General features: G+C 43.9%; 6 protein-coding genes. All 6 read left to right on the plus strand.

What is annotated here, in order from left to right; all coding sequences use genetic code 11:
- Nucleotides 1-10 precede the first annotated feature (10 nt).
- From AC2CZC_RS10490 to AC2CZC_RS10515, 6 genes are read left to right on the plus strand one after another with little or no spacing between them, the layout of a single operon-like run.
- Nucleotides 11-3,310 (plus strand): type I polyketide synthase, encoded by a 3,300-nt coding sequence (locus AC2CZC_RS10490; protein ID WP_484584782.1) that lies wholly within the window; start codon nt 11-13, stop codon nt 3,308-3,310.
- The gene (locus AC2CZC_RS10495; RefSeq protein WP_484584783.1) at nt 3,307-7,932 is read left to right on the plus strand and encodes an amino acid adenylation domain-containing protein; all 4,626 of its coding nucleotides are present in this window, start codon (nt 3,307-3,309) and stop codon (nt 7,930-7,932) included. The genes AC2CZC_RS10490 and AC2CZC_RS10495 overlap by 4 nt, the downstream gene beginning before the upstream one ends.
- Complete coding sequence (locus AC2CZC_RS10500; RefSeq protein WP_484584784.1) at nt 7,929-11,312, plus strand: condensation domain-containing protein; 3,384 nt, start codon at nt 7,929-7,931, stop codon at nt 11,310-11,312. Before AC2CZC_RS10495 ends, AC2CZC_RS10500 begins: the two co-directional genes overlap by 4 nt.
- 8 nt (nt 11,313-11,320) lie before the next feature.
- Nucleotides 11,321-12,724 carry a hypothetical protein gene (locus tag AC2CZC_RS10505; protein ID WP_484584785.1) on the plus strand — a complete coding sequence of 468 codons (1,404 nt, stop codon included), beginning with the start codon at nt 11,321-11,323 and terminating at the stop codon, nt 12,722-12,724.
- Between the two features lie 23 nt (nt 12,725-12,747).
- Complete coding sequence (locus tag AC2CZC_RS10510; protein ID WP_484584786.1) at nt 12,748-14,169, plus strand: hypothetical protein; 1,422 nt, start codon at nt 12,748-12,750, stop codon at nt 14,167-14,169.
- A 9-nt stretch (nt 14,170-14,178) separates the two neighbouring features.
- Nucleotides 14,179-17,556, plus strand: coding sequence for a non-ribosomal peptide synthetase (locus AC2CZC_RS10515; RefSeq protein WP_484584787.1), 3,378 nt, complete (start codon nt 14,179-14,181; stop codon nt 17,554-17,556).

Below are 17,556 nucleotides of genomic sequence, written 5' to 3' on the forward strand. Positions count from 1 at the left end.
GGAAATCCACATGTTAGATAAAGAAGCGTTAATTGAAGAGTACATTGATGATATTGCCATTATCTCCATGGGAGGGCGTTTCCCCGGAGCGGATAATCTCAAGGCGTTTTGGGATAACCTTGAGCAAGGGGTTGAGTCCATTACCTTCTTCAATCAAGAACAACTACTTGAGTTAGGTGTTAATCCATCGCTGTTAGAAAACCCAAATTTTGTCGGCGCTGAGGGCGTGCTAGATAATGTTGAAAACTTTGATGCTGAGTTTTTCTCTTTCTCTCCAAGGGAAGCTGAGTTACTAGACCCCCAACATAGATTATTCCTTGAAGTAAGTTGGGAAGTATTAGAGAAAGCTGGATATAGTTCACCTGATTATAAAGGCGCAGTTGGTGTTTACTGTGGTGCTGGGGCAAGTTCTTATTTATCGAGAAATTTGCTGTCTCATCCTGATTTCGTTACAGATGTGGGCACATTCAAGGTGTCCTTATCGACGGGTCAGGACTTTGTCGCGACACGTGCAAGTTATAAATTGGGCCTGACTGGACCGAGCATCAACGTAAATACCTTATGCTCCTCCTCAGCCGTTGCCGTTCACTATGCTCGTGAAGCGCTGCTCGCGTATCAGTGTGATATTGCCATTGCCGGTGGCGTTACGATTTCAAACTCACGTGAAGATGCGCTGTTTTATCAAGAAGGCGGTATCGGCTCATTTGATGGCCATTGTCGTGCATTTGATGAACGCGCAGCAGGGACTGTCGCAGGCAATGGGATCGCTTTGATAGCATTGAAACGTATGGAAGATGCAATAGCAGACAACGATACGATACTGGCTGTGATCAAGGGCACGGCGATCAACAACGATGGCGCTGATAAAGCGAGCTACACCGCACCGAGTCCACAAGGGCAAGCGAAAGTGATTGCAGAAGCACTGGCCGTTGCCGATGTGAATGCAGATTCTATCAGTTATGTCGAAGCGCATGGCACGGGGACAAATTTAGGTGATCCAATTGAAGTGGCAGGATTGACCCGAGCCTATCGATTACAGACAGAGAATAAGCAGTACTGTGGCATTGGCTCAGTTAAGACCAATATTGGTCACCTTGTGTCTGCAGGTGGTGTTGCTAGCTTGATAAAAACGGTTTTGGGTATGCAGCATCGTACCATTCCAGCAAACCTCAACTTTGAAAAGAGCAATCCAAAAATTGATTTTGCCAATAGTCCATTTTATGTGGTGGATAAAAAGCGAGCTTGGGAGCCAGTTGGTGGAGACAAGCTCAGAGCAGGAGTTAGCTCATTTGGTATTGGTGGCACCAATGCTCACCTGATTGTCGAAGAAGCGCCTAAGTTATGGCAAACCGACAAAGTCGATGGGGTATTGCCAATTGTCTTGTCAGCTAAAACGACGACGGCTTTGGCGGCCATGAAGGAGAACTTAAAGCAGTACTTGATTGAGCATGGACAGACAATTAATTTGGCTGACTTAGCTTATACATTACAGGTAGGGCGACACCATTTTGAACATAAATTTTACGCGGGCTGTAAAACAGTTGAAGAGTTGATCCAAGCGTTAGACCAATCAGGTGAGTACGCTAAGCAAGCGCAGTCGAAGCCCCGTGACCGCCAAGTATGTTTTATGTTTCCGGGTCAAGGTAGCCAGTACATCAATATGGGCCGCGATTTATATCAAGAAAACCAGACTTACCGTGAGCAATTAGATGAGTGCTTTGAAAAGCTACCCCGGGATCTTGCGTTTGATTTACGCGCCTTGATGTTCCCTGCAAGTGGTGAAGAAGACGCTGCTGAGCTGCGATTAAGAAACACAGATGCTGCCCAGTTAGCATTATTTATTGTTGAATACAGCTTAGCAAAATTATGGCAGGCATCTGGTGTACAGCCAAGTCATATGATTGGGCACAGTATTGGTGAATATGTAGCGGCTTGCTTGGCGGGCGTCTTTAGTCTTGAAGATGCGCTTAAAGTAGTTGCAAAACGAGGTCAGCTAATGGCTGCACAGCCTACAGGTACCATGTTATCAGTGGCGTTAAATGAATCAGAAATTCAGACATATGTCTCTGATACTATCTGGCATTCAGTGCAAAATACGCCAAATAATCATATTTTATCTGGCTCTGAACAAGCCATTGCTGACCTTAAAGCGCAGCTCAATGGCGATGACATTGGTTTTACTGAGTTGGTGACGTCCCATGCATTTCATTCTGGGATGATGGATGGGGCACTAGCAGATTTTAAAGCGGTATTGGAGTCGGTTGAGTTGCACTCAGCGAACACGCCATTTATATCAAACTTAGATGGGAACTGGGTGGAGGAAAGAGCAAGTTCAGTAGATTATTGGGTATCGCATTTAAGGTCGACAGTACGTTTCTCGGATGGCATTGAGACGCTTTTGGAAGAGAATAACGAACAACTGTTTTTAGAAGTGGGTCCGGGCCATACGTTGAGTGCATTTGTAAAAGCGCAAAATGATCAGACGCAGCTAGTGGTGACCACTTTACCTCATCCGCGTCGTGCATCTGATTCAGCCTATACCTACGCAACGGCGTTAGGCAGTTTATGGGGCCAAGGCATTAAGCTGGATTGGCTGTCTTTATATCAAGGTCAACAGCGCCGCAGAATTGAATTACCAACTTACCCATTTGAGCGCAAACGCTACTGGATCCCAGCAGCTCCGCATGGCAGCAGAAGCTTCAGTCCTGATGTTGTCATTAGTCACTCTGAGGATTTGAAAAAAGTTGAACATGCAGATGTGAAAAAAGCCGCGGTGCATTTTGATATCACTGCAAATGATGCAGAGTCATTACCTTCAGACAAGCTTGCCGCGCTACTGGCCTTGCAATCAGAGTTTGCGAAACAATGTGAAGCAATTCTTGGTGAAGGGTATCAAAGTGCCTCAACGGGCTTAGAGCTAAAACTTGGGGAAATGCAGTCAGTGGAGCAAAACGAAAGCACATCAGTGGCCGTTAATCCAGTGAGTGCCACGAACTCGAGACCAAATTCGTCAATCGAGTACGTACCACCGAGCTCTAAAACAGAAGAAGTGTTGGTTGCCCATTGGCAAGAAGTACTGGGTTATTCACCTGTTGGTGTTGATGATAACTTCTTTGAAATGGGAGGACATTCATTGATGGCGGCATCAATCATCACGCGGATCCGCAAATCATTCTCGTTGGATGTGCCATTAAAAGAATTGCTAGATACCCCAACGGTAAAAGCATTAGCTGCTGAAATTGATAACCAGATCTGGTTGAAAGAGTCCCAAGCGTCAGTTGAGCATCAAGGTGAGGTGCTAGAGCTATGATTAAAATCTCTGAGTTGCTACACAAGCTCAAAACGGCTGGTGTAAAGGTTCGCTTAAACGATGACGACAAGCTCTTGTGTGAGTTGCCCAAAGCGGGGATCAGTACAGAGCTTAAAGCAGAATTGATTGCGCAAAAAGAAGCGTTGAGAAGTTATATTAAGCAGCTCAACCTTGGCCACGAGTACAATAAAATTGAACCGCAACCAAGTCGCTTTGCCGGTGCGCCCTTGTCATTTGCACAGCAGCGCTTGTGGCTAATTGATAATCTAGAAAATGACAGTACGCACTATAATACTTATGCGGTATTTAAGTTTAACGGTCATTTTGATGTTGAGGCTTTTCGCGCTGCGCTGGTTAAAATTGTCCAGCGCCATGAATCCTTGAGAACGGTCTTTAGTGCCAGTGACGGCGAGCCGATCCAAAACATTCGGTTATTTGACGAGCGAGATGCAGGTCGAGTGCTGGAACTAAAACCGGCAGCTGAAGGCGACTTGTCCGAGTATATTTTGGCTGAAGTTAATCGCGCGTTTGATCTCAGCCAAGATTATATGCTGCGGGTCACGGTGACGCCGATTGGTGAAGCGCGCTATGTGGTGACATTTGTCACCCACCATATTGCATCAGATGGATGGTCTTTGGCTCTGTTGTGTCACGAATTGAACCAGTTTTATAATGCCGAGGTGAGTGCAACATTACCGCAAGTTGCAAAGTTAGATGTGCAGTATGCTGATTTTGCTATTTGGCACCGAGAGCAGTGGAGTGATGTTGAAGAGAATGCTTCAATGCAGTATTGGCGCGAGCGCCTGAGTGACATTCCCCCGCTGCATAGCTTACCGCTAAAAGCCCCTCGTCCGCTCAAGCAATCTTATCAAGGTGCGCGCTTTGATTTATCTATCGACAATGCCATGTTGGCCGATTTATCAGATTATGCGAAGCAAAAAAGGGTGACCTTATTTAACTTATTGCAAACTGCGTTTTCTTTGACATTGGCTAAATACACACAAGAATCAACGGTTGTCATGGGGGTACCTGTTGCAGGGCGTGATCATCGCCAAATTGAACCGTTGATAGGCTTTTTCGTCAATACGCTCGTGTTACGCAGTGATGTAGATTTTAACAGTTCTTTTGCATCGCTATTGGCGCAAAATAATGCCGATAACCTAGCGGCGTTTGAACATAAGCACGTGCCGTTTGATAAAGTTATTGAAGCTGTGGTCACTGAGCGCGTTCAAGGCTATAGCCCGTTATTCCAAATTTTGTTTGCTTTTCAAAACAACAAGCAGGCGGTATTTGATTTAGACGGTGTTGACGTGGAAGATATGCATTTTGATGGGCAGCATTTGCGCTTTGATTTGGAATTGCATATCACTGAGAAAGACGACTTTTGTGCACTTAATTTCTACTATGCAACGGCCTTATTCTCAGCGCAAACTGTAGCGAGTTTGGCCAATTCGTATATTAATGTGTTATCACAAGTTTTAGCGGATGATAGCCAGCCATTAACCTCACTGAAATTATTACCGCCGAATGAAGTTGAGTACCTGACCAAGAGCTTGAATGATACCGCACAGGACTATGCTCAGGCGCTGTGTATCCACGAATCAATTGAGCAAGTTGCCGCTGAGCAGCCCATGCAGGTGGCGCTCAAGTTTGGACAAGAAACAGTGACGTATGCTGAGCTGAATGCGCGTTCAAATCAGGTTGCACATTATTTGCGTACGCATCATGAGGTGCAGCCAGATACATGTATAGGGGTGTATATTGAGCCTTCAATTGAGTTAATCATCGCGATGCTTGGCGTGCTTAAAGCGGGTGGGGCGTATGTGCCACTTGACCCCAGCTACCCTAGTGAACGGATTGAGTATATTGTCTCGGATGCAAAGTTAAACACCATACTCACGACGTCCAACTTATTGACTGATGAGAAGTTCACTGCGCTGGATGTTTTGGCGGTGGATAAGTTGGCATTAGAGCGAGATAAAAAGCACAACCTAACTAAAGCTGAGCTGGGGTTATCTGCTAAGAACTTGGCATACGTTATTTATACGTCAGGTTCCACAGGTCAGCCAAAGGGCGTAATGGTAGAACATACACAAGTGCTCAATCTCTTGACTGGGATGGATAAGCACTTTGCGTTGAGCAATAAGGATATTGCGTTATCGCTGACATCGGTGTCCTTTGATATCCATGTGTTGGAAATATTTCTGCCTCTATTTAGCGGCGCATCGGTCGTGATTGCGAGTAAAGAAGAAGCCACGCAGCCGACAAGTTTAATCCATACAATTGCGCACGAGCAGGTTAATTTCATGCAGGCAACACCTGCTACATGGCAAATGTTGAGCGATGCCAATTGGTCACCTCAGTCCTCTATCACCTGTCTGTGCGGAGGTGATGCGCTAAGTAACAAACTCAAAAACCGATTACTATCGCACCCATCGGTGACTTTATGGAATATGTATGGCCCGACAGAGACATGTGTGTGGTCATCTCTGAGTCAGTTGAGTCTGGATGAGGATGTAAATATTGGTAGGCCAATTGACAATACCCATCTGTATGTCTTGGATGAGCAGCACAATGTGGTACCAATGGGCATGGCGGGTGAGTTATATATCGGGGGAGCCGGTGTGACCCGTGGATATTTGAACAATCTTGCGTTGACAGAAACTCGCTTCATTGACAATCCTTTTTATGATCATGCCGATGCCAATGGTGCTCAACAGCTTTACCGGACGGGTGATTTGGTGCGCTATTTGCCCAGTGGTAAGTTGGAATATATTGCACGTTTAGATAATCAGGTAAAAGTGCGCGGTTTCAGAATTGAGCTTGGTGAAATCGAAGCTCAATTAGAGCAATCAGAGCTAGTACACAGTGCAAATGTGGTGATTTCACAGCAACAGGATTATGACTCGCAGTTACATGCTTACGTCAGACTTGATGAGCAGTTATCTCTTCATGATCCGCAACAGCAGATGATCAATACATGGAATGCTTTGTGGTCTGAAGCTTATGAGAGTGAACCTGTAGCTGAAGAGATGGATAGTCACGCTGAGTTAGATACCTCAGGGTGGTTAAGTAGTTATACCGGTGAGCCAGTACCGGAGCAGCAAATGACGGACTGGGTAGCAGAAACGGTTGAACGGATAAAGCAGCTAAAACCTAAAAAGATATTAGAGATCGGCTGTGGTACCGGGATGTTACTTGCAAGCTATGCAAAGTTCTGTGATCAAGTCGTGGCACTGGATGTCTCAGACTCAGTTATCCAAAAAGTACAAAAAATGGTCGATGCTAACCAGTGGTCGCACGTTGAGCTTAAAGTTGGCGATGCTCACGCTTTGGCGAATATGCAGGTTGAAGGTTTTGACCTGATAGTGATTAACTCAGTAGCCCAGTATTTCCCAAGTGAGCAGTATTTCAATCAAGTGATTGAGATTGCTCTGAACAAGCTGTCATCTGATGGTAATGTGTTTATTGGTGATGTGCGTAACTATGATTTGCTCGCTCAGTTTGCGTCGCGTGTTGTGTGGGAGAGGCGGCAAGATGACTGGCATGTCACTGATTTTGAACGCAAGGTGCGCCAGCTTGTCAGTGAAGAAAATGAGTTATTGTTCAGCCCAAGCTATTTTTATCAGTTAGCGCAGACTAACCCAGATATTAAAGGGTTAGATATTCGTGTCAAAGATACTTTGGCTGATAATGAAATGTCGTCCTTCAGATTTGATGTAACGCTCAGAAAGTCGGAGGAATTGCAAACCGAAGCGGTGCAGTGGGTTGATAATCTGGAGACGCTTAAAGCACAACTGATAAGGGGGACTGACAAGGTATTTGGAGTGCGCGCAGTCAATAATCCAAATCTGCAGTTAAACGAGCGTATAGATTATATGTTGGCAATGCAGCGTGCTCAGCATGCTCAAACCTTACAATGTGATTTAGCACAAATTGCTGATAATGTTGAATATGTTGATCAATTTTCGCAGCTAAAAGCGCTTTGCGAACAGTATGGTTATACCCTCACAGGTACCTGTGATTTGAATAACATGTGGTTGATTGATTGCTTTATATACCCAAACACGCTGGACTGTAATCAAATTGCTTTTGTAAGTGACGCGCTAAGTAGTTCCAAGCAATTGTTTAATAAACCATATTTGCATGTTGTTGGGGCAAAAGTGATTCCGCTGTTAAAGCAGGAATTACAGGCGTTTTTACCTGCACACATGATCCCACATTATTTCAATGTGATAGATGAGTGGCCGCTGACTGCCAATGGTAAAATTGATCGCAGTGCGTTACCTGAGCCAAACACTCGCTTGCTGCTAGATGTGTATAAAGCCCCAAGTACAGATACAGAACGTACGTTAGTTGAAATTTGGCAAGAATTACTAGGTTTGGATGATAAAGAGATAAGTATCACGGCCAACTTCTTTGAACTTGGGGGACACTCACTGTCATCAATTCGCTTGGTGTCGGCGATAGAGCATCAGTTTGGAGTTCAGTTTAAAGCGCAGCATATTCTAGAAAATAATACCGTTGAGTCCATTGCCGCATTGATCGTTCAACAATTGGAAATGAGTCAATTAGAAACGCAATTTGCGCAGATGGAAGAAGTCGAGGAGTTTTCAATATGAGTAACCTTGCACATGCAAAATTGATCATAGATGGGTTGCTCAGTCGCGGTGTGTTGCTGACACACGACGCGGGAGAGTTAAAAATTAAGGCGCCACCTAAGGTGATGACTAAGGCTGATTTGGAGCAACTAAAAGCGAACAAATCGACTATCTTAGCCATCCTTGAAAATAATGCGACGGTCATTGCTCAGGGCGATAAAATTCCAAAGCAAAGTGTCATGGAGGGCGATAAAATCCCCCTCTCGTTTGCTCAGCAGAGGCTATTATTTGTAAGCGAAAGTGCAGGTCAAAGCATCGCTTACAACATGCCTATATGCTTAAAGCTTGAAGGGGCACTTGATGTCAGTGCCTTGCAGTATGCATTTGATCAAGTGGTGACGCATCATCAAGTGTTGCGGACTAAGTTTGTAAATGGCTCCGAAGGGGCCTATTCACAGGTTTATCAAGCATCGCCGTTTGAAATAGCAATGTGTGATTTGTCACATAGCATAGATGACATTGAGCAGCAAGTTGACTCACGCGTGAGTGATGTGTTGGAACAGCCATTTAATTTGCAAGCTGAATCCTTGTTGATCAGAGCCAATTTAATCAAACATAGCGACCAGATGCATACCTTGGTGGTTGTTATGCATCACATTGCTTCAGATGGTTGGTCAAATGTCATCTTGATGCGTGAGCTGTGCAATTATTATCAGAGTTTTCTTGTTAATAAAGAGCAGCATCCTGATGAGTATGCGCTGCAATATGTTGATTTTGCCATGTGGCAGCAGCATTACTTTGAGCAGGGCAAACTGGACGGTGCCATTGAGCATTGGACAAATAAACTCGCAGGCCTGCCTGTATTACATAGTCTGCCAACAGCTCATAAAAGAGGCAAAGCAGCGAAGTTTGACAGCCATCAAATCATCGTTAAAAAGCCCACTGTAACAGCACTTAAAAGCATATCTAATCAGCATCAAGCCACCTTATTTATGACGTTATACAGTAGTTTTGTGTATTTACTGTCATTGTGGGGAGATCAAAAGGATGTGGTGGTCGGCACGCCCGTGGCCGGACGGGCTAGAAAGGAGCTTGAATCCGTCATTGGGTGTTTTGTTAATACTGTTGTATTGCGTTCGCAAGTGTCTGAACGTGATACCTTTGATGCTCTGCTGAAGGCAAGTAAGCAGGTTATTCTGGATGCATTTGAGTACCAGAATGTGCCATTTGAAATGTTGGTAGAAAAGCTTAATCCACCTCGCAGTCAAGAATACTCCCCTTTATTTCAAATCTGGTTTGTGATGCAAAATAATGAGCCGCTAGAAGTTACGTTACCTAGCCTCGCTATTAGCGAACAGCCACAGGCATTAGATGGTAAGTATGAACTTAACGTTTATGTGACGGAGCAAAATGATACTTTGACCATTGATTGGCTATACAACAGTAGCTTATACGATGCAGCGACAATCGCGTTTATTTCTGAGCAATGGTCCAAGTTGCTTGATATATTACCCTCGAACAGTTCGGTCTCTCTTGAAACCCTTTCTTTATTCTCACCAAGCCAAGCTAATATTCCAAAGCCCCACATTCAAGCCGGCAAAAACGAGCAAGATATATATCAACAATTCAAGCGCCAAGCCCAACTTACACCTTCTGCCATTGCGGTGGTTGAAGGGGATGAAGCGCTCAGTTATTGCGATTTATTAGCGCGTGTTGAAGCATTAAGTGAGTGCCTACCAGTAAGAAATGACAGTGCGATTGGCTTGATGTTGGGGCACGGTGTTGATATGGTTACGGCCATATTAGCGTGTTTGAAAAATAAAACGACTTATGTCCCTTTAGATGCCAATTATCCCATTGAGCGACTGTGTTATATCGTTCAGGATGCCGGTATTAGCATACTGCTGACAGGGGAGCAAAGTGTCCCTGCGGATGATGAAAGTGTCACCGCACTTGCAAAGCAGTGTCAATTGGTCACCTATCAGGGATTAATTAAGGGCCGAGGAGCTCACAGCATCGATGTCACTGAGAAAAGTGGTGAATGCAGTGCTGCCGCATATTATTTGTATACATCTGGGTCCACTGGCCAACCAAAAGGGGTTGTTCAGAGTCGAGAAAATATGTATCGCCATATTGAAAACTATATTCAGTCGGCGAAGATCACTGAAAAAGACAAGCTTATTCAGTTGTCGTCATTTAGTTTTGATTCGTCAATTATGGATATGTTTGGTGCGCTACTCAGTGGGGCACAATTGCAATTGGTCAATATACAGCGAGTTGGCATTTCGTCTGTTATTGAGTTTATGGCATCAAATGACTCAACCATTTTGCACTTAACACCTTCGGTATATCGGGCGATTAGCCAGAGTTTAACCCAGCCGCTAGCACAGCTAAGGTTGGTGGTACTGGGTGGCGAAGAAGTGGTGGTAGACGATCTGGAGTTGTTTGAAAAAGCATACAGCAGCGCGTGTCAGTTGATCCTAGGTTATGGCTTAACTGAGTCAACGATGGCCCTGCAATGGCACCCATCCAGAGATGAAATACGTGCCGGAGTGATGCCTAAATTGGGGAGCGCTGTGATTGATGACAGCGTAACAATTGAAAATGCCAAAGGACAAGCCGCCCGTTACTTTGAAGTCGGCGAAATTGTTTTGAGTCATGAAAATTTGGCCACCATGTATTGGCAGCGGCCTGATGAAACGGCTAAGGCATTTGTTGAAAGTGCAGGAAAGCGGACTTTTCGTACTGGAGATTATGGCATGCGCTTGCCCAGCAATGAAATCCAGTTTGTTGGTCGACGAGATGAACAGGTTAAGCTCAATGGCATTCGAATTGAGCTTGCTGAAATTGAAGGCAAGCTTAGGGCACACGAACTTATTGGCAATGCCGCTGTGGTGATTCAAGAAGAGTTGGGCAATCAGTTTTTAGTTGCTTATATAGAGCCTCGGGGTGCAGAACAGTTAAATGTGATTGGCATTAAAGGGTGGTTGAGAAATCACTTACCCGATTTTATGTTGCCTCAGCATTATGTGATTGAAGCAAAACTGCCTATGACACCAAGTGGCAAACTGCATAAAGCATTACTGCCAGAGTTTGTGCGACCGCAAGTGAACATGGTTGCACCTAAAAATAATACGGAACAGCAACTGCTGGATATTTGGCAGCGGGTATTTAAGTTGGATGCGATAAGCACAGAGGCTGATTTTTTTGATATTGGTGGGCACTCTTTGCTGATTATTCGTGCTCAAGCACAGTTGAGAGATGCCTTTAAAGTAGAGCTCAGTTATGCCGATTTAATCGCGGCTGGCACTATCGCAAATGTTGCAGAAATAATTGATGAAGCATTACTCGTTAAGCAGCTGAAACAAGCAGGGAAAAGAAAAAGAACGATGAAAATTTAGGAGCGAAAATGAGTGTTACAGGCACAATGAAAGGAATACAAACTGCCACGTCATTACAAAAATTAAAGACAGTGATCAATGAGGAAGCCACACAAGAACAGCTTGAGATTATGCGTCAGCGCTGTGAAGAGTGTGAATATAGAGCGCTCGTTGAATTTGATTTTTCATTATGGCCATTGATCTTTGAGCCAGCGGCAGTAGAAAGTTTTGAGCAAGCGATAAAGCCTTTGCCCAACATTATGAACAAAGCACTAAAGTGCTATTTTAAATCCGATAGCCAAGCATTTTCGGATTATTTACAGCTGCCAAGTATGGCATATGAATTGATGTTAAATAATCAGTTTGATCCCACTGAGTTGATAGCAAGACATGATGTCATGGTCAGTGATGGTGTAGCAAAAATTTTGGAAATGAATGTTGGAACCAATTTAGGTGGGTGGGAATTTGATGTATTGCACCAGTACCAAAAACAGTTCTTTGCCAGTATTGAGGTGACCAAAGAGACGCGTTTTGAGTTTCGTGAAGTGGTTAAGGTCTTTTTTATAGAAATAAAAAGGCGTGTGCTAAAAAAAGGATTATCACTGAGTAACATCAATGTATTGGTTGATATTGGCGGGTGTGAAGACGGCGAAGACAAGTCGTTACTCAAAAATCTACTATACAAAGGGTTTGCTGATGTATTCGGGCAAGGAAATGGCACATTGTTTATCACCGAGTCGACTACTCAGCTGCGCACAGATGCAGATGATAAAGTGTGGCTTGATGAGACGCCCATTGATGTTGTGATGTTTCCTGGTTACAAGCCAGATAACCAGCTTGGTATGACATTGCTTCGCAGCTACATCAAGGGCAATGTGATTATGTCTGATACGGTGATGCACACCATGTGGGGCAATAAGCTGATGTTGGCTTTAGTTCATGAGCCAGACGTTAAAAGTCAGCTTAGTGATGAGGAGGTGGCGTTTATAGAGCGACATATTCCATGGAGTGTAAAGCTAGATAAAAAACAGGTTGTATACCAAGGACAAGAGTACGTTTTGCGCGATTTACTGATTGAAAATCAACATCAGTTTATTGTTAAGCAGTCTGATACTGCGCAGGGCGAAGCAGTGTTCATTGGGGTTGATTTGAGCGCATCTCAATGGCAAGAAATAGTAACAAAAATTATAGGAGATGGCAGTTGGATTGCACAGCAATATTGCCCTCCTGATCCGATCGTGACTGCAGATAACAATGATAATTTTCATGAGTACCTACCTGTGTGGGGGGTCTTTGATATGAATAACAGTTATCAAGGCATGATCGTCAGAGTAATTCTAAAAGACGGTACTTCTAAAGTGATTAACGGTGCACGCGGTGCACTTGTGTTGTCTGTTTTTGAAGAGCTGAAAAAGAAAAAATTGACGATTTAAAAAGTATTGAAAGGGTGAACCACGTGTTAGACCAGGAATATAAAAAGAACGCCTGTTTGTTGTCAAAACATAATGAAAAGTTCATTGATGATATGGATTCAAAACAATATCACAATTCGTTTAATCAGATTGATAAATATAGTTCAGATGTCAGTTTGTTTATGCAAGGTTATGAGTACGATATCAGTGCATGGCCACTATTTATTGACCGACAATGTGTAGCCGATTTTGACGAACTCATCGAAAACTTAGTGCCCATTATTTATAAAGCCATCAAACTTTATTTTGGCGATGATAAAGCACTATTTTCAGAGTATTTGGGCAAAGGTGAATGGTTAAGTGAGTTGCTGGCTCAAGCAAATGTGTCACCCCGAGATTTACTATCAAGACATGACGTCATCTATAGTGATCAGCAATTAAAGCTGATTGAGATAAATAGCGGCTCTATGCTTGGCGGTTGGCAATTGGATTGCTTCGAGCACCTCTATACCGAAAAGCTGACAAAAAGTCCGTCTTATCAGCATAGTGCTTTGAGTCGCAAACGCATTGTAGATAACGTATTTAAATCTGTGAACCAAACTATTGCACGTAAAAAGTCACTCGACTGCACGGGCAATGTACTGTTTTACTGCGAACATCAGGATGCTGACGTATTGGCTTCTTCCCAGCAATATATGTCAGCAGCATTTGATAAATCTAAATTGAAGACGAGCAGTCAAATTATCTTTTTTTCAGACTTTGATCGGATCAGCTTCGATCACCATGAACAGGCATATTATGACGGTGTGCCTTTTGACGCAGTGCTGCTGGTGGTCCCTGAAGATTATGAGCTACCGACCTCAATGATGATGCGTTTTACGTCGAGCTGTTTAAAAAATAAGTTAGTCTTTCCTGATTGTCCGGTTTACACCGTGACCAATAGCAAGTCACTGTTTGCATTATTGTATGAGCAAGCGCTGTGGAGCAAGCTGTCTGAACATGAAAAGCACATCATTGAAAAGTATGTGCCATGGACAGTGAAGCTCACAAGTAAAGAAGTAGTAAGGAGGAATAAGACAGTTCAGTTAGACACCTTACTACACGAAAATAAAGATGATTACGTAATCAAAAAATCACACTCCATGCAAGGCAGAGATGTCTTTGTCGGCAAGTTTACGTCACCTGAGCTATGGCAAGAAGTTATCGAGCAATATCGCACTGACAGTGACTGGATTGTTCAAGCTTATTGTCCGCCGGACATTATTTACGGGGTGTCTCCGATAGGCACTTTAGAAGAGTACAGCACGGTTTGGGGGATTTTTGATTTTAGTCAGCGGTACCAAGGTGCATTTGTTCGAGGTACCCAAGTAAACAGTTCTAAGAATGGGGTGATAAATTCGGCAAATGGGGCCATTGAATTTATCGTTTATGAAGAAGAAGTAAAAAAACAAAAAATGAAAATATAAGGGTATCCCATGGCTGAAATAAAAGAAATTCTAGCATTATGTCTAAAAGAAGAAGTTGAACTCAGCGTCGCTGACGGTGAACTGGATATCTTTTTTGATGAGTTCCCAAGTGATGATCTTGTCGCTTTACTGAAAGAAAATAAACCGGCACTGATCCAATTTTTAAGCGAGCGAGAAGCCCTCGTAGAGGATAGCCTTAAACTTCGCCCTATTCATGTTGAGCAATCGAGTACGGATGTAAATACCTTATCTTATGCGCAAGAGCGTATCTGGTTTGTGGAGCAATTAGAAAATGGCACAGGTCAGTTCAATATGCCCAGTGCATTTGCCTACCGCGGTGCGTTATCTCGTGAGGCAGTGGCACAATCTTTACGCAATATCATTGCCCGTCATGAAGCCCTGAGAACAGTCTATACCAAGGACACCTTTGGCAACCCTAAACAAGACGTTTTGTCCGATTACGCATTTGCCCTTGATTATCACGACGTCAGTCATTTGCAAGAGGACGCACAGCAAGATGCCATTGATACATTATCATTAAACAATGCGACCCATCACTTTGATTTAAGTGGCACAGAAGTACTTTTAAAAACGGATTTAATTGTCACATCTTCTATGTCTGGGCTGTTATTGATAAACCTGCACCATATTGCTGCGGATGGCATTTCAATTGGCTTGTTACTGAATGAATTTAAACAGCACTATCGTGCAATAGTGAATGGCACAGAGACGACGCTTGCTGATTTACCTGTGCAGTATAGACACTATGCTAAGTGGCAGCGTGATGGTTTAGAAAGTGGTGTATTAGTTAAGCAACTAGAGTATTGGCGAGAGCAGTTAAAAGACATGCCTGCTGTACATAATCTCCCCTGTGACTTTGAAAGACCAAAGCAGCCAAGTTATCAAGGTGGTGTTGTAACTCATACTTTATCATCGTCGTTAGTTGAGCGCCTGCAGCAATTTGCCAGTGCAAATCAAGTTAGCCATTTCATGGTATTACATGCGGTCCTCAGTTTACTTATTGCAAAGTGTAGTCGTGAGCAAGATATCGTAATTGGCACGCCTGTCAGCAATCGTGTTCGCCCTGAAATTGAGTCTTTGATCGGGCTTTTTGTTAATACACTGGTGTTGCGTACTCAGGTAGATCAACAACTTAACTTCAATGAATTTATTGAACAAATTAAGCAAATCAATGTAGCCGCTCAAACTCATCAAGACGTGCCTTTTGAAAGCTTGGTCGAGAGCTTAAACCCTGAGCGCACGAGTGCACATGCACCTTTATTCCAAATTTTGTTTTCAATGAACAGAATACAAGGCGATTCGGACATTGTCGATGGGTTATCTATTGATGCCATTGATGCTCAGGCTGGTGCTGCGAAGTACGATTTAACGCTGACAGCAAATGAATCAGAGTCGGCGCTGAGTTTATCATTAGAGTACAGTAAAGACTTGTTTTTAGAAGCCAGCATAGAGCGCTTTTTACGATACTTCGACAGCTTGTTAGAGCAGGCATTGACTTTACCAACTGCATCATTGCAGTCACTATCACTGCTTAGCCAAGCTGCGCAAGCACAACTTGAAGACAAACAAAGTATCATCTCGACTCAGGCTTGCGAGGTCACGGTATCTCAACTATTAACGCAGTCGACTCAGCAACATAAAGACACGCTAGCGGTCGTTTGCCAATACGAGTCACTGACTTATGAACAGTTGGATCTACGTGCTACACAGATCGCTCAGCTATTGCATAGTCAGGGGGTTAATAAAGGTGACTGCATTGGTATCGCGATGGATCGCTCGTCTACCACAGTGGCTGCTTTGTTAGCGGTGTTAAAGTTGGGCGCAGCCTATGTCCCACTGGATAAGAGCTTACCGTCATCTCGATTAAGTTATATTGCCGCAGATGCGCACTTAAAGGCGGTACTGTGTGATACGACAACCCAAGCAACGCTTAATACACTGGACACTGAGGTGATTAACCTAGATGACATTAAGTTATCAGAAGTAACAACAGGTATTTCGTTTGACGCACCTGACCCATCTGATATTGCCTACATCATCTATACCTCAGGTTCTACGGGAGAGCCCAAAGGTGTCAAGGTCAGCCATGGAAATGTCACCAGTTTTATATCTGCAATGTCAGTGCAATTGCAGACGCCAGAGGCGGGTCAAGGTGTATGGCTGGCGCTCTCAGCTTTTGCATTTGATATTTCAGTATTAGAAGTATTTGGTGCATTGAGTGCTGGATTTAAAGTACTTGTGTCCCCTGAGCAACGCTTAGAGGGCAATAAAGTTGAACAGGCGCAACTTGCTTTGAATACATTGCTTGAGTGCCATCGTCCAACACATATGCAATGTACTCCAACATTGGCAAAAGTATTTATGTCACAAGGCATTTTTGCGACTCATCTCTCTCATTTACAAGTTTTGCTATTAGGTGGGGAGCCAATGACAGAGCAGCTAGCTGCTCAACTACATGACGTAAGCAGTGCCGTAGTATGGAATATGTATGGCCCGACAGAAGCCACGGTTTGGGCAACGGCTGCGCGTATTGTACCAAATAAGGCAATCACGATAGGTCAGTCGCTGTCGCACAGCCAAGCGAGGGTTGTTGATGAGCACATGAATGCGTTGCCGCCAGGCGTGATCGGTGAATTACTACTGGCAGGTCCATGTGTCGCTCAAGGCTATTTGAATAAGCCACAGCAGAGTGCAAAAAGTTTTATCGCATCCCCGTTTAATTCGGCAGATAAAGCCTATTTAACGGGCGATTTGGTGTCGTTGAATGAAGCCGGTGAATTGCGATATCACGGTCGTAATGACGATCAAATTAAGCTCAGAGGTTTCCGTATTGAGCTCAGTGATATCGAAAGTCATATGGAGTCGCTGGCGCAAGTTGACGGTGCGATTGCGACGGTGATCGGAGAGTCAGCAGAAGAGCAAAAACTGGTAGCATTTTACACTTCAACGGCTGAACAAGTGGATGAGCAGGCAATGAGGCAAGCACTGAATGCACAATTATCTGATTACATGGTGCCGTTTGCATTCATTAAACTGGACAGTTTGCCTTTAACCGTTTCTGGAAAGAAAAACCGTAAAGCGTTACCTAAAGCTATCGACTTAAATGCAGGTCGTGAACTGATAGCGCCTGAGTGTGAGCAAGGTCAGGAACTTGCTCAAATTTGGTGTGACTTGCTCAAAGTGGAGCGTGTGGGACTGAACTCAAACTTCTTTGAGCTGGGTGGTCATTCGTTACTTTTGACACGCCTACAGGTGGTAATTAAAGAGCAATTTGATGTGTCAGTTTCGATAAAGGATATTTTTGAAAGGCCGACATTGGCTGAGCAGGTGTCGCTACTAGATAGTTTTGAAAAAGAGGTATGGTAA

This window comes from Pseudoalteromonas sp. MMG033 (assembly GCF_057197785.1).